Genomic DNA, 24,404 nt, shown 5'->3' on the forward strand with positions numbered 1-24,404 from the left:
TTTCACTCATTCTATACTTTTTGGGTAGACATTAGCGACCTTAAAAGTATGGAATTTTTTTTGAGCTCAAAGTCAATGAAAAAAGGATTTGAATCCGTCTTTTACAGATCCAAATCCCAACAAATGATGTCTATTTCTTTAAAACGATACGATCTGAAGCCTCACGGTCCATGTCATCAATAATAATCTGGTTCTCTTCTGCCACATAAATCTTGATATCGTCTCCAATAAAGACTCTCTGACTTTCTGGTTCGAAGGTCACCTTCTTCACCTCTTTATCTCCGTTCGCTTCAACTTCTGTCCACGTTCCGGTATTTCCAGTGACTACAAGAGTAATGCTATCACCCTCGTCTTGTCCCTTGTAGGTCCCATCTATATTAGTAGTTGTGTCAGTCTTTGCACTAGTAGTAGAACTAGAAGCACTGGTTTCTGATACTTGACTAGTGCTCGCTTCAGAGCTAGAGCTTGCTTGGGATGACGGCGCCGGCTTCGTTGTTGACGAACAAGCAGTTAAGAGACTAAGACTTGCCACAGTAGCAAGAGAAAGTGTAAATTTTTTTAGTGACATAATGTCTCCTTTCTTTCAGGAGCTAAAGGCAGAAAAACTGCAGAACTATTCTACTTATACTATATCAAATAAAGGAAACAAGGTCAATCAAGCAACTATGTTTTTATAAGGTAGGCACGAACTTCAGATATAAAATAGAGGGAACCTGTAACAAACAGTAAGTCTTTCTCACCTGCAGACTTTTCAAAATCATCTATAAAGTCTCGATAGGAAGCAACTCTATGATAGTCACTCAAATCTTCCTCCTCCAAAGACCCTTGATAGTCAAAGCTCGTCACATAGAGAGCTGTATCAGGCAAATGATCGGTCAGATAAGCCAACATGCCACTGTAATCTTTACGCTTTAAAGCTCCAAAAAGGATTTTAGGTTGATATCCTTGCTGAATTTTTTCCTGGATAAATTCAACCAATCGTTCTAAAGCTGGTAGATTATGGGCTCCATCCAGATAGGTATGCTCCGTAACAACTTCTAGCCTCCCAGCCCAGCTGGTTGTTTTCAGAGCAAACCGGACAGCTTTCTCATTGACCTTTTCACCTCTCTCTGTCATAAACAACAGAAATGCCTGCAAAGCAAGGGCGGCATTTTCCTCTTGATAAGCTCCTTCCAATCCTAGTTTTAATTGGGTCAAATCCGCTAGAAAAGAAGAAAAATTTCCTGATTTGAAAGAAAAATCTCGGTCAGCTTGGTAGAGAGTTACATCTAAATCTTCTGCTATCTTTTGACAAACGAGCTGGGCTTCAGGAGCTAAGTTTGCAATCACTGCTGCTCTTTCTGGCTTAAAAATTCCTGCTTTCTGTTTAGCGATTTCTTCCAGACTATTGCCCAAGGTCTCCTGATGATCTAGGCCGATTGAAGTAATAACTGCAATCTCTCCAGTCACCACATTGGTCGTGTCAAGCAAGCCACCAATTCCAACTTCTAATAAAACTAGATCCACCCCTTGTTCTTTAAAATAAAGCAAAGCAATCACAGTTAACAATTCAAAAAAAGATAGCTGATCGTGGGTTTCTAGAAGCCTTTGCTCCATTTCCTTAACTTGATTTGCCAAACGGATAAAGTCTGCGTCCGATATGGGTTGACCATTGATACAAATCCGATCATGGATGCTAACAATATGGGGTGAAGTAAAGGTCCCCACCTTCTTACCATGAGAAACAAAGAGTTCTCTCATAAAGGCAATGGTTGACCCCTTGCCATTAGTTCCTGTAACATGGATAATGGGGTAAGATTCCTCAGGATTTCCCAACAAATCTACTGCCTTCTGCATTCGCCCCAAACCTGATCTAAAATTCAAACCGATTCGACTATGAAGCCATTTTTCTACTTCAAACACGCTTAATCTCCTTAATCCTTAACAAAAAAGCGAAGATTCTCTTCGCTTTTCACTGAATTAGCTAGTACTTAGCTATATTTTATTTCAATACGGGCTAAAAAAGTCCCCCGGCCTTACCAACTCTTTCCAATTTCTGGGAGTTGGGGTAAAAACGTTCCCCGAACGTTCCTGCTTTTTCTTATTTCTAGAAGCAGGAGTAAAAACATCCCCCGGATGATCCAACTCTCTCCAGTTTCTAGGAGTTGGGGTAAAAACATATCCCGAACTTACTGACGGTTTTTATTTTTAGCGTCAGGCTAAAAACGTCCACTGGACGTTCCAACTCTCTCCAGTTTCTGGGAGTTGGGGTAAAAACATCCACTAGAGTCACCAGTTCTCTCTTATTTCAAGGAACTGGGCTGATACAGTCTACCAGACTTACTTACGGTCTTTATTTTTAGCGTAAGGCTAAAAACGTTCCCCGAACGTTTTTACTCCTCCATAAAGCTGTTGAAGACTTCTTCAATCATGTTCCATTCATCTTCTGAATCTTCAGGGATTGGTTGCAATTCACCTTCTGTTCCATCTTCATTTTCGATGAATGAATATGCTTGGATTTCGACTTCGCCGTTTTCATCTTCTTCTGCGTTAACTGGTACAAGAAGAACATAGTTTTTACCAAATTCTTCTTTTCCGTCAATGGTCAAAAGGATTTCAAACAAAGTTTCGTTTCCTTGCTCATCTACAAGTGTAATAAGTTCACGTTCTTCGTGATCGTGGTTGTGATCGTGTGACATAGTTTCTCCTCTGTCTTAAAATTTTCTATCTAAATAATTTTGCAAAATCAACTGAGCGGCTAGTTTATCAATAACTTTTTTACGCTTATTACGACTAATATCCGCTTGCTCAATCAACATACGCTCTGCAGCGACCGTAGTTAGGCGTTCATCTTGATACTCTACTGGTAGACCAAAGAGTTCTTCTAGTTTGGCCCCATAGGCTTGACTGGCTTCTACCCGCGGTCCACTGGTATTGTTCATGTTTTTAGGTAATCCAACAACAAAACGCTCCACTTTATAGGCTTCAACCAATTCCTTGAGTCGTTCAAAGCCGAACTCTCCTTGATCTTCATTGATTTGGATGATTTCGAGCCCTTGTGCTGTAAACCCTAACGGATCGCTAATTGCTACACCTACCGTTTTGGAGCCAACGTCCAATCCCATAATTCTCATAGATTATAGATCGACTCCTTGTCCTTTAAGGTAGTAGCGAACCAATTCTTCAACGATTTCATCTCGCTCATACTTACGGATTTGATTTCGTGCATTGTTATAACGAGGAACGTAAGCTGGGTCTCCACTGAGAACATAGCCCACGATCTGGTTAATAGGGTTATAGCCCTTTTCATTCAAAGAAGCATAGACATCTGTCAATGTTTCACTGATTTCTTTTTTATTGGAATCGTCCAATTTAAAACGTACGGTTTCTTCAGTAAATCCCATTCTAACACCCTCTTTCCTTAGAATAGTACTATTATAGCACATTCGCGGTCGTTCTACAAATCACACAGTCTGATTCTGCTGATTTTCTCTGACTTTTTACTGGACTGTTGCCCCATTTGCAACACGATTTGCGATATAGTCCTCTGGTTCGTTTTTCAATAGATTTTCCAGTCCAACATTCTTCAAGTATTCGTTTTCACTGGCTTTTTTAATATCCATCGTTTGGAAATCATAGCTAGTCTTGGTTTCCATTTCTTTCTCATTTAAAAGAGTCGTTTCAATGGTAAAGCCTGAAATTTTTCGAGCTGCTTGAACAGACTCATCCTTGTCCTCAGCTTCTTTAAGAGCTTTTTTAGCTTCGTCTAATCCACGTTCAGAAATATAATTTTTTAAATCTTCTGATACAGGACGTTTCTGCTGAATGGTCAAGCTTAAAAATTGATTGCCTTTGTAAGTAATGATTTGAGTTTGCTGTGCTCCACTCTCATCAGCTGGCAAAACCAAGGTCTTGGTAACAACTGTATTCTTGGTTGCATTTTCTAATACGGGCAAGGTAGACTGTAGAGCTTCCTGAGAACTCTCAGTAGTTGAAGCTACTGTTTCTTTTTTCTGACCACATCCAACGAGCAAAAATAGTGCTGCGAATGTTCCAATGACTAACTTTTTCATAAATCCTCACATGTTATCCAATTTAAATATTAGAGAAGGCCAGGAGTCACTCCTAGCCTTGATGTTTTATAGAGCCGCACGTAAGCGCGCTTCTGCATTTTCCACATTACGGACAGAGCGTGGCAAAAAGGCACGGATATCGTCTTCTTTATAGCCGACTTGTAGGCGTTTCTCATCTACAAGAATCGGACTTTTCAAGATACGTGGTGTTTCCATAATCAGGTTGAGCACTTCATTCACACTCAAATCTTCGATATCAACACCAAGGGCCTTTGCATAACGATTTTTCGATGATACGATACTTGCAATTCCATTGTCTGTTTTTGTCAAAATATCAAGTAGTTCTTCTCTCGAAATTCCTTCCTTACCGAGGTTTTGTTCTTTATAACTTAACTGGTGGGCATTGAGCCAGGTCTTCGCTTTTTTACAGCTAGTACAACTTGAGACTGTATAAATTTTGATCATGTACCTACCCCTTTCGCTACATGTTACTATCAGTTTAGACTATTATACCATAAAAAACATCGGACTTGCGACCTATTTTTAAAAAATTTTAACTTTTTTGGCAATTTTTGAACTTTTTTCTTGACAAAATACGAACTATAACCATTCTTTATATTTCTTAATGTAAAATTTCTTAATAACTGTGACGCTAAACATATACAAGAAAATAATACAGATTAAGAATAAGAAGTAAGGAAGCCCTAAGGGTGCTAGACGAAGGATATTTACTAGCGGTCCATAAGGTAGACTGGTTACGAAAAAGGCTGCAACCAGTGTCATCAAAATCACAAGCCAAGCTGGTCTGCTTTGCACAAAAGGAACTTTTGCTGTACGAAGCATATGGATGACCATGGTTTGAGACCACATAGATTCGATGAACCATCCTGTTTGGAACAAGATAATAAACTGAAGGGCAGATTCTGACCCATGAACATAATGATGGCCAGTCACCAAAGGAACAATGATAAAGTAGAGGAAGATAAAGGTCAAAATATCAAAGACAGATGAGATTGGTCCCATCCAAACCATAAATCGCGTAATGGATTTTGCTTCCCATGTATGGGGTTGTTTGAGGAAGTCTTGATCCACATTATCAAATGGCAATGCCACACAAGACAAATCATAGACTAGGTTTAGGACAATGAGATGAACAGGGGCCATTGGTAAAAATGGCAAGAAGATACTCGCAACAAGGAGTGAGAAGATATTCCCAAAGTTTGAACTAACGGTCATCTTGATGTACTTTGTCATGTTGGCGTAGACCTTACGGCCCTCAACGATACCAGTTTCAAGAACCATGAGATCCTTGTCTAGCAAGATAACATCCGCTGTTTCCTTGGCGATATCGACTGCTGTATCTACAGAAATACCGACATCTGCCACCTTCATGGATGGAGCATCATTAATACCGTCCCCCATATAACCAACACCGTGACCATTTTTCTTTAACTGTAGAATAATCCGCGCTTTTTGATCAGGAGATAATTTGGCAAAGACTGTTACTTTTTCAACCACTTCTGCCAATTCTTGGTCTGTCATTTGATCAATGTCAGCACCTAAGAGCATATGTTCAACGTCCAATCCAACCTTTTCACAGATGGCTTGGGTTACTTTTTCGTTATCTCCAGTTAAAATTTTTGTTCTGACACCATGCTCAAGCAAAGCTTGGATAGCGGGTGCTGCAGATGGTTTTGGTGGATCCAAGAAGGCAAGGTAACCCGTAAGGATCATATCATTTTCATCATCCACAGCATAGGCATAGTCTTCACGTAGACCTGACTTGTAACCAACACCTAATACACGCAAGCCTTGACGGTTTAATTGACCAACTTCTGCCAGTACTTCTTGGCGAATACCTTCCGTAATAGGGATTATTTCTCCACGATATTCCACATGTGTCGAAATGTTCAACATTTCTTCTAAAGCGCCTTTGGTCACCATACTAACAACATTGCTGTCATCTTTGACGATAACACTCATACGTCTGCGCTCAAAGTCAAATGGAAGCTCGTCAATTTTTTGAAAACTGATATCTAGATTTTGTAGGATAGCGTGTTCTTTGGCTTCTTTTTCAGTTCTACTGATAATGGCACGGTCCATCAAGTTTTTCAAACCTGTTTGAAAATGTGAATTTAGATAAGCTCTTCTTAAGACCGCCATATCCAAATCACCATGGATATCCAAAGGGTATTCTAAGACAATCTCATCTTGCGTTAGAGTTCCAGTTTTATCTGTACATAGGATATCGATCGCTCCTAAGTCTTGAATAGCATTGAGTTTTTTGATGACCACTTTTTCCTTGGCCATGATAATGGAACCTTTGGCCAAGCTAGCTGTAATAATCATCGGAAGCATTTCTGGTGTCAGTCCGACACCGACACTCAAGGCAAATACTCCAGCCTCTAGCCAGTCACCATCGGTCAAACCATTTGCGAAAAACACAATCGGAACCATGACAAGCATCAAGCGGATCAAGAGCCAGGAAATGCTGTTCATTTCACGTTCAAAAGAAGTTGGCTCATCATAGGTGTTGAGAGTTTGTTCAATAGCTCCCATCATGGTGTCATCCCCAACTGCTAAGACCATCGCTGTAGCACTTCCTGAGATAACGTTTGTCCCCATAAAGGCCAAGGATTCTGCTTCTAAGAGGCTATCTACATTTTGACCAGTGGCTTTATTTAAAGCTAGCTTTTCAACTGCATCACTTTCTCCAGTCAAACCTGACTGTTGAACGAAAAAGTCGCGGGATTCGAACAAGATGACATCTGCTGGGATCATATCTCCAGCACTCAATTTCACGAGGTCTCCCACAACCAACTCATCGATTGGCAACTCTTGTTCAAGACCATCACGAATAACAGTTGCCGTGTTGATAATCATCTTCGAAAGATTGGTTGTTGCCTTGTCACTCCGCAACTCTTGGACAAAACGGATACCTCCTGAAATCAAAACCAAGACAACAATAATGATAGAGGTTGTTGGATCCTCTTGACCAGGTTTGGCAAGCCAGACGTTTGTAACGAGAGAGATAAAGGCAATCACAAGCAAAATGATTGTGAAAGGATTGATAATGGACTCATAAATCTTCTTAAAGATGGAATCCTCTTGACCCTTGGTAATGGTGTTTTCACCATACAGGTCACGGTTTTCTTCGACTTGTTCTTGGTCTAAGCCTTTTAGACTTGTATGGTAAAAAGCTAGACTATCTTTAAATGGAGTTTGAATAGCTGCTGCTAGTCTTTCTTTTGTAGTTTTCATTGGTTTCTCCTATCTGTATGAATGGTGATTTCATACTCAATGAAAATCGAAGAGCAAACTAGGAAACTAGCCGCAGGCTGTACTTGAGTACGGCAAGGCGACGTTGACGTGGTTTGAATTTGATTTTCGAAGAGTATCATACACAGGGACCAATCACTTTATGAGGGTAGAACGACACAAATCAGTGATTGGCTGTGTATGCGCGGTTCTGGATGATCGTCAATTTGCATCGTTTGTCTCCTTTCTTTGTTCTAAAACAGCAGAAAATCCTACCATAAAATGGCAGGACTAAAAACTTATTATCTGTTTTCGTTCAAGCTTTAACTCCATAGGGCGATGTAATGAGCTTAGTCTTGACCTTCGCGACCAGGACTGTTAACCAACGAGTAGTGTCTCCACTGCTTTGCGGTAGTCATCCGTATCCCTATGGTAGCCTCACCTACCGTTTTCGCCTTTCAGTATAAACCTTTAACTAGTAAAAGTCAACGATTTATCTCATTTTTCTTAGATTACGATTAATTCTTTTGGAGCAAGGGTTAATAACTCACAACCGGTATCTGTAATCAGGATATCGTCTTCGATACGAACCCCGTATTTACCTTCAATATAAATACCCGGTTCATCAGTCAAGACCATACCAGTTTTGATAACTTCTTTGGAAGTTTGACTGAAGTAAGGTTCTTCGTGGATATCAAGCCCGATACCGTGTCCGATACCGTGTGTAAAGTATTGTCCATAACCTGCTTCCACAATAATGTCACGAGGAATCTTATCAAAGTCACGGAAACCTAAACCATCCTTAGCTTGGTCAATCAATGCTTGATTGGCTTTTAGAACTGTATTGTAAATCTCTGCCTGCTCGTCACTGACATGACCGAGGTAGATGGTCCGAGTCATATCACTCACATAATGCTCGTAAAGGCACCCAAAGTCCATAGTGATAGCTTCGCCTAGTTCTACTGGCTTGTGCATTGGGTGGGCATGAGGTTTAGAAGAGTTGATTCCACTCGCTAGAATCGTATCAAAAGACAAACCGGCAGCGCCTAATTCACGCATACGGAAATCAAGGAAGTTGGCAATTTCAATTTCAGTCTTCCCTGGCTTGATAAATTCAAGGGCATCGTGGAAAGCTTGGTCTGAGATGGAACATGCCTTGCGAATAGTCGCAATCTCTGTTTCATCCTTAATCATGCGAAGCGCTTCAACAAACTGTGTCTGAGGAATTAATTCCAAACCTTCAAAAGCGGCTTGCATGCGGTTGTAATAAGAAACCGAGATTTCATCTTCAAACCCGATACGAGTAAGGCCCATGTCTTTCGCAATCTTTGCAATAGTAGCCAACTCGTCACGCTCTGCAAAAATCTCAAAACCAGTAACTTCTTGCTTGGCAGCAATAATATAGCGAGCATCTGTCACCAAGACCTGACGGTCACGACTGATGAAGACTGTTCCATTTGAACCCCAAAATCCTGTCAAATAGTAGACATTTTTAAGGTTGTTGATAATGATTCCATCTAATTCTTTTTCTTGCATTTTATCGAGAAATGCTTGCACACGTTTATTCATGATGTAACTTTCCTTTCAAATACTGTCCTGTATAGCTAGCTTCATTAGCAGCTACTTCTTCTGGAGTTCCTGTTGCGATAATAGTACCACCGCCAACACCACCTTCTGGTCCTAAGTCGATAATATGGTCTGCTGTTTTGATGACATCCAGATTGTGCTCAATGACGAGAACTGTATTGCCATCATCGACAAAGCGGGACAAAACGGTGAGTAGACGAGCGATATCCTCGGTATGGAGACCTGTTGTCGGTTCATCTAAAATGTAGAAGGACTTGCCTGTAGAACGCTTGTGGAGTTCACTTGCCAACTTCATACGCTGCGCCTCTCCACCAGAAAGTGTCGTAGCTGGTTGTCCCAAGGTTACATAACCTAGACCAACATCTTTGATAGTCTGGAGTTTGCGTTGAATTTTCGGAATGTGTTTAAAAAATTCCACCGCATCGTTGACGGTCATATCCAAGACTTGCGAGATATTCTTTTCCTTGTAGTGAACTTCCAGGGTTTCGCTATTGTAACGAGTTCCATGGCAGACTTCACAGGCTACGTAAACATCTGGCAAGAAATGCATCTCAATCTTGATAATCCCATCACCCGAGCAGGCTTCACAGCGCCCACCCTTGACATTGAAACTGAAACGACCCTTTTTGTAGCCACGAATCTTGGCTTCATTTGTCTGAGAAAAGAGGTCTCGAATGTCATCAAAGACACCTGTATAGGTCGCAGGGTTGGACCTCGGAGTTCGTCCAATTGGACTCTGGTCAATGTCTATCAGACGGTCGATATGTTCAATCCCTGTAATGGATTTAAACTTACCAGGCTTGTCTGAATTGCGATTGAGCTTTTGTGCAATAGCCTTTTTGAGGATGCTGTTAATGAGGGTAGACTTCCCTGAACCAGATACACCTGTCACTGCAATGAATTTCCCGAGTGGGAAGCGAGCGGTGATGTTTTGTAAGTTGTTCTCACGCGCACCTGTCACTTTGATAAAGCGTCCATTTCCTACACGACGTTCTGACGGCACTGGAATCGCGCGTTTCCCTGACAGATACTGTCCTGTAATGGATTTGCTGTTGCGAGCTACTTGCTTAGGCGTTCCTGCAGCAACAATTTCTCCACCAAAGACACCTGCACCAGGGCCAACGTCAATCAGATAATCGGCTTCTCGCATGGTGTCTTCATCATGTTCTACCACGATCAAGGTGTTCCCCAAGTCACGCATCTTTTTTAGACTGGCAATTAGGCGGTCGTTGTCCCTTTGGTGAAGACCAATCGATGGCTCATCTAGGATATAGAGGACACCTGAGAGATTAGAACCAATCTGGGTTGCCAAGCGAATACGTTGGCTCTCCCCTCCTGATAATGTTCCTGCTGAACGAGAAAGGGTCAGATAGTTAAGACCCACGTTATTAAGGAAGGTCAAACGGTCCTTGATTTCCTTGAGAATTGGACGAGCAATAATCGCTTCATTTTCAGACAAGGTCAGCTGGCTCACCAAGTCCAAGTGGTCTGCGATAGACAGGTCTGAGATTTCACCGATATGTGGTCCTTGCTCACCACCCACACGGACAGACAAGGCCTGGTCATTGAGACGGTAGCCGTGACAAGTCCCGCAGGTCAGCTCATTCATGTAGAGACGCATCTGGGTGCGCGTGTAATCACTGTTAGTCTCATGGTAACGACGTTTGATATTATTGACAACTCCCTCAAAAGGAATGTCAATATCGCGCACACCACCAAATTCATTTTCATAGTGGAAATGAAATTCTTTGCCATCCGAGCCGTAGAGAATCAAGTTCTTATCTTCTTCTGACAAGTCCTCAAAGGGCTTATCCATATCCACTCCAAAGGCTGTCATGGCCTGCTCTAGCATATTTGGATAGTAGTTAGATGAGATAGGATTCCAAGGTGCCAAAGCCCCCTCACGTAGCGTTTTGCTGGCATCTGGCACTACCAAGTCAGTATCAACCTCCAGCTTAATCCCCAAACCATCACACTCACTACAAGAACCAAACGGTGCATTGAAGGAGAAGAGACGAGGTTCTAGTTCTGGAACTGTAAAACCACAGACTGGGCAGGCATAATGTTCTGAAAAGAGTAACTCCGAATCATCCATAGTATCAATAACCACATAACCTTCAGCGATGCGAAGGGCTGCTTCGATGGAATCAAAGAGACGACTACGGATACCTTCCTTGATGATGATACGGTCTACCACCACGTCAATGTTGTGTTGTTTATTCCTTTCAAGTTCAGGAACTTCAGTCACGTCGTAGACAACTCCATCGACACGGACACGGACGTAACCATCCTTTTGAATCTTTTCAATCAGAGTCTTATGCTGACCCTTTTTCTTACGAATGACAGGAGCCAAAATCTGCAGACGCTGGCGCTCTGGCAATTCCAAAACCTTGTCTACGATCTGTTCGACAGACGAAGCCTTGATAGCCCCATGTCCATTGATACAGTAGGGTGTCCCTACACGTGCATAAAGAAGACGTAGATAATCGTTGATTTCCGTCGTTGTCCCAACCGTCGAACGAGGATTTTTACTGGTCGTTTTCTGGTCAATGGAAATGGCAGGGCTGAGTCCATCGATAGAGTCCACGTCTGGCTTTTCCATATTGCCCAAGAACTGACGAGCATAGGCTGACAGACTTTCAACGTAGCGGCGTTGCCCTTCTGCATAAAGGGTATCAAAGGCCAAACTAGACTTTCCTGATCCAGATAGTCCCGTCACCACAACTAGCTTGTCTCGTGGAATTTCCACATCAATATTTTTTAAATTATGGGCGCGTGCCCCATGGATGACAATCTTATCTTGCATATTACTTCTTTCTAGTCCATTGTTGCTTTCCATTATACCAAAAAAAGTGAAATTCTATTACCAAAAAAGCCGATTTTGTAGTATAATAGTACGGTGTCAAAAATCACTGGAACACGGATTAGATTAGGAAAGGATAAGAGATATGAAGCAAGTCTTTCTCTCAACAACAACTGAATTTAAAGAGATTGATACGCTCCAGCCGGGCACTTGGATCAATCTCGTCAATCCTACTCAAAGCGAATCGATGGAAATCGCCTCGGCCTTTGATATTGATATTGCCGATCTCCGTGCACCGCTCGATGCAGAAGAGATGTCTCGTATCACCATCGAAGATGAGTACACCTTGATCATCGTAGACGTCCCAATCACAGAGGAAAGAAATAACCAGACCTACTACGTGACTATTCCCTTGGGGATTATCATCACAGAAGAGGCTATCATCACTACCTGTTTGGAGCCTTTACCACTTCTTGATATCTTTATCAATCGTAGGCTTCGGAATTTCTATACCTTCATGCGGTCGCGCTTCATCTTCCAAATCCTCTACCGCAATGCGGAGATTTACCTGACTGCCCTCCGTTCAATCGAACGTAAGAGTGAGCAAATTGAGAGTCAACTTCATAAATCTACTCGAAACGAAGAATTGATTGAACTCATGGAGTTGGAGAAAACTATCGTCTACTTCAAGGCCTCTCTGAAGACTAATGAGCGCGTGATAAAAAAATTGACCAGCGCAACTAGCAATATCAAGAAATACCTTGAAGATGAAGACTTACTGGAAGATACCTTGATTGAAACGCAACAGGCCATCGAGATGGCGGACATCTATGGAAACGTCCTTCACTCTATGACAGAGACCTTCGCTTCTATCATTTCAAACAACCAGAACAATATCATGAAAACCTTGGCCCTCGTGACCATCGTTATGTCCATCCCGACCATGATTTTCTCAGCCTACGGAATGAACTTTAAGGATAATGAAATTCCTTTAAACGGAGAACCGCATGCTTTTTGGCTCATCGTCTTTATCGCCTTTGCTATGAGTGTTTCTCTCACTCTTTACCTCATCCATAAAAAATGGTTCTAAACAGGAGTTATTATGTCACAGATTGATTTAAAAGAATTAACCAAGAAAAACCAAGAATTTATCCACATTGCAACCCAGCAGTTTCTTAAAGATGGAAAAACCGACGCTGAAATCAAGGCTATCCTTGAAGAAGTCATTCCTCATATCCTTGAAGAACAACCAAAGGGAGTGACAGCTCGTTCTATCTACGGAGCACCAACTCACTGGGCTCACAGCTTTAGCGAAAAAGAGCAATACGAGAAAGAACATCCAAAGGAAAACGACGATCCAAAATTGATGATGTTGGATTCAGCCCTTTTCATTACAGGACTGTTTGCAGTAGTTAGTGCCTTGATGAGCTTCTTCTCAAACCAACCAGTGGCTTACGGGTTGGTAACACTCATCAGTGTAGGGGCCTTCGGAGGAGTTGCCTTCTACCTTCTCTACCACTTCATCTACCGCTACTACGGACCAGATACTGACCGTAGCCAACGTCCTCCATTCTGGAAATCACTTTTGGTTATGTTAGCAACCATGTTTGCCTGGGTCTTCATCCTCTTCTTGAGTAACTTCCTTCCACAAGCCATCAACATCAGCCTACAACCTCTTGTTTTGATGGTTATCGGAGGAGCTCTCCTTGCCCTACGTTTCTACCTCAAAAAACGTTTCAACATCAAGAGCGCAAGTGCAGGACCTGCTAGATATTAAGATAAACAATGAAAGTAGTGTGTTTTGTAGACAGACTACTTTTTTTGTAGTTCCAAATCATTTATTGATTCGTCAAAATCATAAATAGACATTTTGTCTAAATTTACTTCAATGTAAAGTCTTCCCTTGGAATCCCGAGGTTTTATCCTTGAATCCAAGTTGTTTTTCTGTTATACTAATAAAATAATAAGGAGAAATATATATGACTAAACAGAGAATTAATCAAATTGTCGGTTCAATTGGTGCCTTTATCGGAATTATTGTATTTATAGCCTACATCCCCCAAATTTTTGCCAATTTACAAGGGAACAAAGCTCAACCATTTCAACCTTTATCAGCAGCAATCTCTTGCTTAATCTGGGTCATTTATGGATGGACAAAAGAGCCTAAGAAAGATTGGATTCTAATCATTCCAAACTCGGCCGGGGTTGTCCTTGGCGGACTGACCTTCCTTACTGCTCTATAAGAAATTAACTACTATAATAGCAACCACATCGAGCGGTTGCTTTTTTGCTTACTTTCTTGATTTAAAAGCCTTTTTCTGATTCTAATTCTTGTTGTTTCTCCTCATCTTTTGTGATACAATAGCATCAATTTATTTCTAGGAGGATGAGATATGGTTTCTACTATTGGTATTGTTAGTTTGTCTAGTGGTATTATCGGAGAAGACTTTGTCAAACACGAAGTGGACTTGGGTATTCAACGTCTCAAGGATCTAGGACTCAATCCTATCTTTTTGCCCCATTCGTTAAAAGGCTTAGACTTTATCAAGGACCATCCTGAAGCACGTGCGGAGGATTTGATGCAAGCCTTTTCTGATGATAGTATCGACATGATCCTATGCGCCATCGGTGGAGATGATACCTATCGTTTGTTGCCCTACCTTTTTGAAAATGACCAACTAGAAAAAGTTATCAAACAAAAGATTTTTCTTGGTTTCTCGGATACAACCATGAACCATCTCATGTTGCATAAACTAGGTGTTAAAACTTTTTATGGTCAATCCTTTTTAGCAGACATTTGTGAATTAGACAAAGAAATGTTGCCATATAGCCGCCACTACTTTAAAGAATTGATTGAGACTGGAAAAATCTCAGAAATCCGCCCTAGCGACGTTTGGTATGAGGAACGGATTGACTTTAGTCCAAAGGCCCTGGGAACAGCTCGTATCAGTCATGTAAATACAGGTTTTGACTTATTGCAAGGAAATGCTCAGTTTGAGGGAGAAATTCTCGGTGGTTGCCTCGAATCTCTCTACGATATCTTTGACAACTCTCGATACGCAGACAGCACGGAGCTCTGCCAAAAATACAAACTTTTCCCTGACTTGTCAGACTGGGAAGGAAAAATCCTCTTGCTAGAAACCAGCGAAGAAAAGCCTAAGCCAGAAGACTTCAAAAAGATGTTGCGGACTTTGAAGGACACTGGTCTATTCGAGGTTATCAGTGGACTCTTGGTCGGAAAGCCAATGGATGAAACCTTTTATGACGACTATAAGGAAGCACTACTGGACATCATTGACAGCAATATCCCGATTGTCTATAATCTAAATGTCGGCCACGCAACGCCAAGAGCCATTGTTCCCTTTGGAGTCCACGCCCATGTAGATGCAAAGAAGCAAGTCATTCGCTTTGACTATAACAAAGAAAGCTGAGATGAATTTCTCAGCTTTTTTCAGTATCGTTACTAGCATTTTCATCACATACTACCGATAGCTAAAATAATAAAGGAGAGGCTATTGCCTAACATGTGAACAAGTAGGGGATAGTAGACATTCTCCTTTTCTTTCACATAAATGATAGAAAAGGCAAGGCCCCCACCTAGGTATCCGACTGCACCGACCCACTCTGACAAAGACAAACTGTGCATATGGATTAAGGCAAAAGCAAGGCCGACTATGAAGATACTCAGCCAAGTTGGCAGACTTTTTCTCAAATATCTCAATAGAATTTGACGAAATAAGAGTTCTTCCATCAAAGGTCCAATGATGCAGGCGAAAACTGCTATCAGTAGAGGTTGGTCTTGAAAGGTGCTTTGAAGATTCGACTGATTTAGACTTTGTCCGTCTAGTCCCAAAAACTGCCTCAACATCTCTGATACAAATTCAAAGATAACAGTCATCAGAATGAGAAAGAGCCAGCCTTTTAAAACGCCAAAGAAGAATTTTCTTTTCGTCTTTCTAATCTCCTTCCATTGTTGGATCAATCTATCCTTGCACAAGAAAGAGCCATATAGAGCTAATACTACATAGACTAGATATTTTAGATAATTCGCAATGGCAGATGGCATCAAATAAGACAGCAATTTAGCACCATCAAACACAAAGAGAACTGTATAGAGAATTGCAAAAATCAGAATTCCCTTATTTTTGTTAGACATCATTTAATTTCCTTTCCATTCACAATCATTCTCATGGTCATCAACCAGACCTGCAGCCTGTAGAAAAGATAAGACAGCAACTGGCCCAGTGAACTTAAAGCCTCGTTTTTTGAGATCTTTGGATAATTTCTCAGATAGAGCTGTTTTGTCAGGCACCTGGCTGTAGTCAGGTACATCATTCACAATCGTCTTCCCACCGCCAAAAGACCAAAGATAAGCATCAAAAGTTCCAAATTCTGCCTGAACTTGTAGAAAAGCCTGAGCGTTGGCCCGCGTCGCAAAAATCTTAGCTCGATTTCGGATGATAGCTGGATTATCCATCAAAGCTTCCAATTCAGAATCGGTCATCTTTGCAACAGCTTGAACTTGATACCCATGAAAAGCTTCACGGAAAGCCTGCCGTTTATTGAGCACCGTTTCCCAAGAAAGACCTGCCTGATAAGTCTCCATACAGAGCAACTCAAAAAGCGCTCGGTCATCATGGAGGGCCTGGCCCCATTCCTCATCGTGGTAGGCTACATATAGAGGGTTGTTCATTTTAACCCAGCCACAGCGTTTGGGCATAGAAATCTCCTATTTCACCAACATCTTAAGGGCAGATTTAATGTAGTTTTCAGCTGTATCAGAAGTTCCTTCAAAGAATTTCTTGATCTTCTTAAGCTCGGTCGCCTTGTAGCCCAGTGCCAACATGGCCTCCATGGCTTCTTCCAATTCTTTGTTGTCGTTGCTAGATGGAACTGCAGCCTTAGCAGGGAGGCCGTCACCGTCCACAACCACCTTACCTTCTAGATCCAAGACCATCTGTTGGGCTGTTTTCTTCCCAATTTTAGGGAATTTAGTCAAGTAGGTAATGTTCTTGGTCTCGATGGCTTGAACGAGACCTGCATTGTCATCAGCTGCAATGATAGCCAGAGCTGATACTGGACCAATGCCCGACACCGAAATCAAGCTGAGAAAGAGCTTCTTCTCATCTTCTGAACGGAAACCGTAAAGTAGATGAGCGTCTTCGCGAATAACTTGATGGACATAGATTTGTGCTTCTTGATTGACTCGTCCTGAGTAGGCATAAGGGTTGGCTACGTGTAGGATGTAGCCGATGCCGTTTGCTTCTAGAACGATGTATTTAGCAGTAATTTTGGTAATGATACCTTTTAGATATTCGTACATAATTTTCCCTTCAATTTATACTCAATGAAAATCAAAGAGTAAACTAGGAAGCTAACCGTAGGCATAACTTGAGTTAGGCAAGGTAAGGCTGACGCAGTTTAAAGAGATTTTCGAAGAGTATTAGTATTTTCCTAGTTCTCGTAGACTCGTGTGATTTTCCTGAATGCGACGGAACATCTTTTCCATATCTGACTTGGTAAAGTGGACCAAAACAGGGCGTCCGTGTGGACAATTATAGGGGTTGTCGCATTGAGAGAGTTGGTATAGAAGCTGTCTAGCTGAGTGGTCATCGATTCGATGATTGGCTTTGATTGAACGTTTGCAGGACATCATAATAGCCAGCTCTGCTCGGTATTTCTTGATAGAAACTTCCTTGGTCAAGAGGAGCATATCACACATCTCATAGATACCTGACTCGATTTCCTCTTCTGCCATCCAAATAGGATGTTCCCGAAGGATGAATTGGTTCTCCCCGTACTCTGCTAGAAAGACGCCGACTTCCTCTAAGAGAGGCATTCTTTCCTTGAGACGAAGGGCATCATCCGCTGGGAATTCAAAGATGTAGGGCACTAGGAGTTGCTGCTGGCTCTGGTCAACATTGCCAATGCTCTCGCGGTATTCTTCATACTTAACCCGCTCCTGGGCCGCATGCTGGTCTATGATGTAAAGCCCATCTCGACCTTGGGCAAAGAGATAGGTGCCGTGCATCTGACCGAAAAATTCCAACTCTGGGAAGCTCGAAGACTCTTCTCGCTCTAGCTTATCATAAGCCTTATCCAAACTAGCCATATCTAACTCTGGATGATCTAGTTGGTCGTAGCTGACCGATTTTCTCTCTGCAAAATGCAGTTTAGCTGGCTTGGTCAACTGATCCAATGTTTCCTTGGCGAAGAGACTCAAATCCTGTTTCTCTTCAGTCAAGTTTACCTGATGATCTGCTACCTCAGCTTGAGTCGATCTAGTCAGCTCCGGGTTTTCATAGTAGAGCGTATTTTCTTTGAGTGGGAGAATGGTTTGCTCTACTTTTTCACGATTGCGAACGGTAGACTTGGCAAGATTTTCCAGGGCGTCTGGAATCAAGGTCTGCTCTTTGAGGCTCTTTGCGATAGCTTCTGAAACCAGCGCCATCAGTTCTCTTTCCTTAGAAATTCGCACTTCTTGCTTGGTTGGATGCACATTGACATCCGCCAGATAAGGATCGATATGAATGTGAATAACGGCTAGTGGAAAACGCCCCACCATGAGCTTGCTGCCGTAACCATCTAAAATAGCTCGATTGAGCAGGAAGTTTTTGATATAACGGCCATTGATAAAGAGACTGATGTAGTTACGATTAGCCCGTGTCAATTCAGGCAATGAGACAAAACCTGAAATCTCAAAGTCTAGGTCCGAATTCTCAATCTCAACCATTTTTTTGGCACTGGCTAAACCATAGATTCCAGCAATGGCTTGGCGCAGTTGACCCGTACCAGCTGTCCGTGTCATTTCCTTACCATCACTAATCAGGCTAAAGGAAATCTCCGGATGGGCCAAGCCTAGACGGTTAACGATATCGATGATATGAGACAACTCTGCCTGCTGGCTCTTCATATACTTGAGACGGGCTGGTGTGTTGAAAAAGAGATCCTCCACACAAACCTTGGTCCCAACAGGACTGGTCGCAGGCACAACTTCTTCTACTTCTCCCCCACGAGCCACTAGCTTGGTCCCGTGACTTGCTCCATCCACTGCTGTCAAAAGAGTCAGTACACTAACAGAAGCGATAGAAGGCAGGGCTTCACCACGAAAACCGAGGGTCCGAATCCGAAAGAGATCCGCTTGATTCTTAATCTTACTAGTCGCATGACGGCGGAGAGCCAACTCGACTTCATCGTGGGCAATCCCGTGCCCGTTATCGGTGATTTGGATTTTCTTAAGACCAGCTTCTTCGATCTCAACGATAATCTGGCTTGAGCCAGCATCGATAGCATTTTCAACCAACTCTTTAACTACGCTGGCAGGACGTTCGATCACTTCTCCTGCCGCGATCTGGTTGGCCAAGACTTCTGGCAATTCAATAATATGAGACATCTTTCAGCCCCTTTCTCAACGATTTTTATCTATTTCTCTGAAAATAAGCTAGTGCTATTATACCATATTTCACTCGTTTCCAAAAAAGTCCAAGTAGCAACTTTCTTCCCGATTTTACTAGGTTATTTGCCAAGTTTGTGGTAAAATAGGTAGAAACAATATTTTAAAAAGGAGAAAAGACACATGCACATTTTTGATGAGCTAAAAGAGCGTGGTTTGATTTTTCAAACGACTGATGAAGAAGCTTTGCGTAAAGCCCTAGAAGAAGGTCAAGTTTCTTATTATACTGGCTACGATCCAACTGCTGACAGCCTTCACCTAGGCCACCTTGTCGCAATCTTGACAAGTCGTCGCTTGCAACTAGCAGGTCACAAACCTTATGCGCTCGTTGGCGGTGCTACAGGTCTCATCGGAGATCCGTCCTTCAAAGATGCTGAACGTAGTCTCCAAACAAAAGACACAGTAGATGGCTGGGTCAAGTCTATCCAAGGACAACTTTCTCGCTTTCTTGATTTTGAAAATGGCGAAAACAAGGCTGTCATGGTCAACAACTACGACTGGTTTGGCAGCATCAGCTTCATTGACTTCCTACGTGATATCGGAAAATACTTCACTGTCAACTACATGATGAGTAAGGAGTCTGTGAAGAAACGGATCGAAACAGGGATTTCTTACACTGAGTTTGCCTACCAAATCATGCAAGGTTACGACTTCTTTGTCCTAAACCAAGACTATAACGTAACGCTACAAATCGGTGGTTCTGACCAGTGGGGAAATATGACAGCTGGGACAGAATTGCTTCGTCGTAAGGCTGATAAAACTGGTCACGTTATCACTGTTCCACTCATCACAGACGCGACTGGTAAGAAATTTGGTAAATCTGAAGGGAATGCTGTTTGGCTCAACCCTGAAAAGACTTCTCCATACGAAATGTACCAATTCTGGATGAACGTCATGGACGCTGACGCTGTTCGTTTCTTGAAGATCTTTACCTTCTTGTCACTAGATGAGATTGAAGACATCCGCAAACAGTTTGAAGCTGCACCACACGAACGCTTGGCACAAAAGGTCTTGGCTCGTGAAGTCGTGACACTTGTACACGGAGAAGAAGCTTACAAAGAAGCCCTCAACATCACTGAGCAACTCTTTGCAGGAAATATCAAAAACCTTTCTGTCAAAGAACTCAAACAAGGACTTCGTGGTGTGCCAAACTACCAAGTACAAGCAGACGAAAATCACAATATCGTAGAACTTCTCGTATCTTCTGGTGTGGTTAACTCAAAACGCCAAGCCCGCGAAGATGTTCAAAATGGAGCTATCTACGTCAACGGTAATCGTATTCAAGACCTTGACTATGTCTTGAGCGATGCAGATAAGTTAGAGAACGAACTGACTGTTATCCGTCGTGGGAAGAAAAAATACTTTGTATTGACTTACTAAATTGTTCAACATTTACCTATAAACAAAGGAGTTAACCTCGAGAAAGGTAACTCCTTTTTGCTGTGAATAGTCCCCACCTATCCCTTAATAGACAGGCTACGCAGTACAATGCGTAAGGTTGTTAGATTATGTAAGATAGAGAGATTTGAAGGACTGAGCCAGTTAAACAAGCCAAAGCCAATCAAACTACTATTTACGACAACGGTATCTTGAATATTCTTCTTAATGAGTGTTTGCAAAGATGATGATAGCGAATCCAACTCTTGGAAGAAATCCAAACGATTATCTAACAATAAGATATCACTCATCTGCTTAGAAATATCTGCACTCTCATTCATCACCACACCGATATCTGATAGGGTTAGAGCCGCTGAGTCATTCAATCCATCTCCAACCATCAAAATAGTGTGACCTGCTTTCTGCAGTTCCTCTACTAACTCAAATTTCCCATCAGGTTTCAAGTCTGTATATACCTGATCAAAGGGCAAATCTTTGACTAATTCCTCTGTCCTAACCAAGGTGTCCCCTGTTGCCAGAATCAATTTTTTCCCCTGTGCCTTAAGTTTATCCAAGGCTGTTTTTGCTTCTTTTCTCAAAGGAGTATGAATGCAGAACATTCCAATCAATTCATTCTGATAAGCCAAGAATAAGAGATTGTAGTGACTCTTGTACTCTTCAATTAAAGCATTTTGTTCTGAACTGATATGAATCTGCTCATCCTGCATCAAGACATAATTCCCAATAAGAACTGGTTGGCCATCTATATGAGATTTGATCCCCTTGCTTGCGATATATTGGAGTTTCCCATGCATTTCCTCATGTTCAATCCCCTCTATCTCAGCTTGCTTGACGATGGCATTAGCAATAGGATGATAAATGTGTTCCTCAAGACAGGCACTGATTCTGAGAATATCTTCCTCACTATAGTCTCCAAAAGGTAACACCTTTTCAACTATCGGATAGCTAGTTGTGATTGTTCCCGTCTTATCAAACAAGAAAGTATCAACTTCCAGATATTTCTCCAAAACATCTCCATCCTTAATCACCATTTCACGGTTCAACCCCTCCTTGATAGCTGTCAAATAAGCTACAGGAGTAGAGATTTTCAAAGCGCAGGAGAAATCGACCAATAGGAAAGAAATAGCCTTAGAAAAAGAACCTGTCAATAGGTAAGTCAGTCCAGCCCCCAAGAAATTATATTTGACGACCTTGTCCGCCATTTTGATGAAATAGCGTTGTTTCGTTTTCTTGTTTTCTTCAGATTTCTTCATCAACTCAATCAGTTGTAAAACCCGGCTGTTCATCTGATTATCGGTTACACGAATGCGTAACTCTCCAGTTTCTAATACTGTATTTGCACAAACCAAATCAGACTCTCTTTTTTCAACTGGAAAACTCTCTCCCGTCAAGGAACTTTCGTTGACCATACCTAAACCTGAAACTACTTGTCCATCAAACAGAATTTCATTTCCTTGAGATAAGACCAAAACATCTCCTATTTGAACATCGGAACTCTTGATACTAACAACCGTATCGCCCTGTACTAGGAATACATCGCTCTCTTTTGCAAGAAGACTCTGTTCTAAATCTGTTGCAGTTTTTTTCAAGGACCACTGATCTAAATGATTCCCCAAATCAAGCATAAACATGATGTTGCTAGCAGTCTTGGATTGATTCATGAACAAGGACAATAAAATCGCCGAACAGTCCAAAACCTCCATCGTTAGTTCCTTACGCGCTAGGGTCTGATAAGCTTCTTTGACATACCCCAGAGCCTGATAACAAGTCCATATATAGCGAATAGGAGACGGTACAAGACTACGAAAAAGCACACGCTTAATCGCTGCACCTGAAACAATAGAATAGGCACTATCTTCTCTACGAATGGGAAGAGTCATCAACTCAGAAACTTTCCCTCTATCAATTCTTTTTAAAAAGGCTTCTGCATTATCTAATACAGAAAAGCCTTCTTTTATACGTAGAGTAAAGTGCTGTTGATCCATGTAAAACTGGATAGACTCAATTCCCTTTTCATCTCTCGCCAAGGAACGAAGATAGTCTTGAATATCCAAGGTGAGTGAAAAAGAAGATGATAGTCGGATATGTTGGTATCCTCTATGTAGCACTTTAAAAGACATATTATTCCCCTATCAGGCTATCTAATTGCTCTTCTTTTTTCTCTTGCTCATACAAATATTTAGCATCTTGCAAGACATCGTCTCCATGTTGTTTTACAATGGAAACAGATGCATCCAATTCATCTTTCAATTTGTAAGCTTTAGCCAAAGCTTTAGAATAACCTTTTTTAGCTTCCTTACTTGCTAAGATTTTCAAACCAAGAGTGCCAAATGCTACACCACCCAAAAAGAGTGATGATTTTTTCGCAATTTTTGCGACGCTTAATACTTCTTTTAACATACTTATTTCCTCCTTATCATTATTATATAGCAATTTAGATATAAAAGCAATTTCATTCTATAAATTGGAGAATTAATTTTATTTCTACTGAATCTCCCATCTACTTATTCCTAAGGTTGCTTTCATTTGCCTCTTTTGATACACTTAAACTATGAATACAAACCTCAAACCAAAACTTCAACGTTTTGCTACTGCTAGTTCCTTTTCCTGCCCCATCTGCCAAGAAGATCTCACCTTGGTAGAGTCTAGCCTTAAGTGTAGCAACCGCCATTCTTTTGATCTGGCAAAATTCGGCTATGTCAATCTGGCACCGCAAATCAAACAATCCACCAACTATGACAAGGAAAATTTTCAAAACCGTCAACAAATCCTAGAAGCTGGTTTTTATCAAACTATTTTAGAAACCATCTCAGACCTGCTTACAAATTCTAAAACTAACCAAACAATTTTAGATATCGGCTGTGGCGAGGGATTCTACTCTCGAAAACTCCAAGAAAGTCACTCTGACAAAATCTTCTATTCCTTTGATATTTCTAAAGATTCCGTCCAAATCGCTGCTAAGAGTGAACCCAACTGGGCAGTCAATTGGTTTGTTGGTGACCTAGCTCGTCTTCCTATAAAAGACGCTAGTATGGATATCCTGCTCGATATCTTCTCGCCTGCCAACTACGGAGAATTTCAAAGAGTATTATCAAAAGACGGCATCTTGATTAAGGTCATCCCGACTGAAAATCACCTCAAAGAAATCCGCCAAATGGTGCAAGATCAGCTGACAAAGAAGGACTATTCCAACCAAGATATCAAAGAACATTTCCAGGAACATTTCAGCATTCAATCTAGCCAAACGGCCTCTCTGACCAAACCTATCACGGCTGAGCAACGCCAAGCTTTGCTTGCCATGACGCCCCTTCTCTTTCATGTTGACCAGACCAAGATTGACTGGAGCCAACTGACAGAGATTACTATCGAAGCAGAGATTCTGGTCGGAAAAGCACTGTAAATAAATTTTTGAGATACTACAAAACCCGTACCCCTTCTCGAGATACGGGTTTAAATCGCGATTTTTCACTGTCTTTCCGAAAAGTATAAAAAATTATGACCTCTCCATTTATTTTCGATTCGAAATGACAAATTTATCAATAAATAGTAAGTGATATAAGGCAAGTGATGCCCCATAACAACATCCATGAAAAGAGATTTCTTGATGAGTCAGTGGAAAGGAACTACTATTACCTGTATAAAGGCATGCCCAAATTACAAAAAGAATCCAAAATAAATCAGTCCATTTATATTTTGAAAAATATTTTTTCCACATAAGAACACCCTCTTTCTTTACTACAATACTATTATAATACCGTTTGTAAACGAATACAAGAAATTTGAGGTGACAACTAAGAAGAACCTTAGGCTTAATGGTAGTACAACCAGCCTTCTTAGTGTCCTCTAGGTCTGA

The 24,404-nt window shown here is 41.5% G+C and carries 23 protein-coding genes and 1 riboswitch; of the genes, 6 read left to right on the forward strand and 17 right to left on the reverse strand.

Annotated features, from left to right (window positions below; all coding sequences use genetic code 11):
• Positions 1-130 precede the first annotated feature (130 nt).
• From O3633_RS05475 to uvrA, 10 genes are all read right to left on the reverse strand, one after another.
• The gene (locus O3633_RS05475; protein ID WP_371620666.1) at positions 131-568 is read right to left on the reverse strand and encodes an SP_0198 family lipoprotein; all 438 of its coding nucleotides are present in this window, start codon (positions 566-568) and stop codon (positions 131-133) included.
• 95 nt (positions 569-663) lie between these two features.
• A complete protein-coding gene (locus O3633_RS05480; RefSeq protein WP_371620667.1) occupies positions 664-1,902 on the reverse strand; it encodes a bifunctional folylpolyglutamate synthase/dihydrofolate synthase in 1,239 nt (412 codons plus the stop codon).
• Between the two features lie 470 nt (positions 1,903-2,372).
• Complete coding sequence (locus O3633_RS05485) at positions 2,373-2,678, reverse strand: DUF1292 domain-containing protein (protein WP_000017624.1); 306 nt, start codon at positions 2,676-2,678, stop codon at positions 2,373-2,375.
• Between the two features lie 15 nt (positions 2,679-2,693).
• The gene (ruvX, locus tag O3633_RS05490; RefSeq protein WP_371620668.1) at positions 2,694-3,113 is read right to left on the reverse strand and encodes a Holliday junction resolvase RuvX; all 420 of its coding nucleotides are present in this window, start codon (positions 3,111-3,113) and stop codon (positions 2,694-2,696) included.
• 3 nt (positions 3,114-3,116) lie between these two features.
• Positions 3,117-3,383 carry an IreB family regulatory phosphoprotein gene (locus O3633_RS05495; RefSeq protein WP_000507060.1) on the reverse strand — a complete coding sequence of 89 codons (267 nt, stop codon included), beginning with the start codon at positions 3,381-3,383 and terminating at the stop codon, positions 3,117-3,119.
• Between the two features lie 96 nt (positions 3,384-3,479).
• On the reverse strand, positions 3,480-4,052 hold the full coding sequence (locus O3633_RS05500) for an SP0191 family lipoprotein (protein ID WP_061863674.1): 573 nt from the start codon (positions 4,050-4,052) through the stop codon (positions 3,480-3,482).
• Between the two features lie 66 nt (positions 4,053-4,118).
• On the reverse strand, positions 4,119-4,517 hold the full coding sequence (gene spx, locus O3633_RS05505; RefSeq protein ID WP_000591164.1) for a transcriptional regulator Spx: 399 nt from the start codon (positions 4,515-4,517) through the stop codon (positions 4,119-4,121).
• A 135-nt stretch (positions 4,518-4,652) separates the two neighbouring features.
• Positions 4,653-7,313 (reverse strand): magnesium-translocating P-type ATPase, encoded by a 2,661-nt coding sequence (mgtA, locus tag O3633_RS05510; RefSeq protein ID WP_371620669.1) that lies wholly within the window; start codon positions 7,311-7,313, stop codon positions 4,653-4,655.
• Positions 7,314-7,610: 297 nt separating this feature from the next.
• Positions 7,611-7,764: riboswitch (M-box (ykoK) riboswitch) on the reverse strand.
• 53 nt (positions 7,765-7,817) lie between these two features.
• Positions 7,818-8,879, reverse strand: a complete 1,062-nt coding sequence (locus tag O3633_RS05515; RefSeq protein WP_371620670.1) for a M24 family metallopeptidase — start codon at positions 8,877-8,879, stop codon at positions 7,818-7,820.
• Positions 8,872-11,703 (reverse strand): excinuclease ABC subunit UvrA, encoded by a 2,832-nt coding sequence (gene uvrA, locus O3633_RS05520; RefSeq protein WP_371620671.1) that lies wholly within the window; start codon positions 11,701-11,703, stop codon positions 8,872-8,874. Before uvrA ends, O3633_RS05515 begins: the two co-directional genes overlap by 8 nt.
• Before the next feature lie 142 nt (positions 11,704-11,845).
• On the opposite strand from uvrA, the gene O3633_RS05525 reads away from it, so the two are divergent.
• The 4 genes from O3633_RS05525 (at position 11,846) to O3633_RS05540 (ending at position 15,131) form a co-directional block, all read left to right on the forward strand.
• Entirely contained in the window at positions 11,846-12,790 is a 945-nt protein-coding gene (locus O3633_RS05525; RefSeq protein WP_006149653.1) for a magnesium transporter CorA family protein, read from the forward strand.
• Between the two features lie 12 nt (positions 12,791-12,802).
• Positions 12,803-13,477 carry a DUF1129 domain-containing protein gene (locus O3633_RS05530; RefSeq protein WP_371620672.1) on the forward strand — a complete coding sequence of 225 codons (675 nt, stop codon included), beginning with the start codon at positions 12,803-12,805 and terminating at the stop codon, positions 13,475-13,477.
• 202 nt (positions 13,478-13,679) lie between these two features.
• Positions 13,680-13,943 (forward strand): SemiSWEET family transporter, encoded by a 264-nt coding sequence (locus O3633_RS05535; RefSeq protein WP_000166358.1) that lies wholly within the window; start codon positions 13,680-13,682, stop codon positions 13,941-13,943.
• A 150-nt stretch (positions 13,944-14,093) separates the two neighbouring features.
• Positions 14,094-15,131, forward strand: coding sequence for a S66 family peptidase (locus O3633_RS05540; protein WP_371620673.1), 1,038 nt, complete (start codon positions 14,094-14,096; stop codon positions 15,129-15,131).
• A gap of 44 nt (positions 15,132-15,175) precedes the next feature.
• Here the strand turns inward: O3633_RS05540 and O3633_RS05545 are convergent, their stop codons facing one another.
• The 4 genes from O3633_RS05545 to mutL form a co-directional block, all read right to left on the reverse strand.
• Positions 15,176-15,859 (reverse strand): CPBP family intramembrane glutamic endopeptidase, encoded by a 684-nt coding sequence (locus O3633_RS05545; RefSeq protein WP_371620674.1) that lies wholly within the window; start codon positions 15,857-15,859, stop codon positions 15,176-15,178.
• The gene (locus O3633_RS05550) at positions 15,860-16,420 is read right to left on the reverse strand and encodes a DNA-3-methyladenine glycosylase I (RefSeq protein WP_371620675.1); all 561 of its coding nucleotides are present in this window, start codon (positions 16,418-16,420) and stop codon (positions 15,860-15,862) included.
• 9 nt (positions 16,421-16,429) lie between these two features.
• Positions 16,430-17,023 (reverse strand): Holliday junction branch migration protein RuvA, encoded by a 594-nt coding sequence (ruvA, locus tag O3633_RS05555; protein ID WP_371620676.1) that lies wholly within the window; start codon positions 17,021-17,023, stop codon positions 16,430-16,432.
• 120 nt (positions 17,024-17,143) lie between these two features.
• Positions 17,144-19,093: a DNA mismatch repair endonuclease MutL gene (gene mutL, locus O3633_RS05560; protein WP_371620677.1), complete on the reverse strand. Its 1,950-nt coding sequence runs from the start codon at positions 19,091-19,093 to the stop codon at positions 17,144-17,146.
• 183 nt (positions 19,094-19,276) lie between these two features.
• On the opposite strand from mutL, the gene tyrS reads away from it, so the two are divergent.
• Positions 19,277-20,533, forward strand: a complete 1,257-nt coding sequence (tyrS, locus tag O3633_RS05565; protein ID WP_371620678.1) for a tyrosine--tRNA ligase — start codon at positions 19,277-19,279, stop codon at positions 20,531-20,533.
• A gap of 77 nt (positions 20,534-20,610) precedes the next feature.
• On the opposite strand, the gene O3633_RS05570 is transcribed toward tyrS, so the two are convergent.
• Entirely contained in the window at positions 20,611-22,671 is a 2,061-nt protein-coding gene (locus O3633_RS05570) for a heavy metal translocating P-type ATPase (protein WP_009729486.1), read from the reverse strand.
• Position 22,672: 1 nt separating this feature from the next.
• Positions 22,673-22,951 (reverse strand): DUF6110 family protein, encoded by a 279-nt coding sequence (locus tag O3633_RS05575; RefSeq protein ID WP_371620679.1) that lies wholly within the window; start codon positions 22,949-22,951, stop codon positions 22,673-22,675.
• 151 nt (positions 22,952-23,102) lie between these two features.
• Between O3633_RS05575 and O3633_RS05580 the strand changes: the two genes are divergently transcribed.
• The gene (locus tag O3633_RS05580; protein WP_371620680.1) at positions 23,103-23,951 is read left to right on the forward strand and encodes a putative RNA methyltransferase; all 849 of its coding nucleotides are present in this window, start codon (positions 23,103-23,105) and stop codon (positions 23,949-23,951) included.
• 108 nt (positions 23,952-24,059) lie between these two features.
• Here O3633_RS05580 and O3633_RS05585 read toward each other — a convergent pair whose 3' ends face one another.
• Positions 24,060-24,266, reverse strand: a complete 207-nt coding sequence (locus O3633_RS05585; RefSeq protein ID WP_371620681.1) for a hypothetical protein — start codon at positions 24,264-24,266, stop codon at positions 24,060-24,062.
• Positions 24,267-24,404 lie beyond the last annotated feature (138 nt).

Origin of the sequence: Streptococcus sp. 27098_8_22, from assembly GCF_041432415.1 — a bacterium.
In the GTDB taxonomy this organism is placed as follows: domain Bacteria; phylum Bacillota; class Bacilli; order Lactobacillales; family Streptococcaceae; genus Streptococcus; species Streptococcus pseudopneumoniae_M.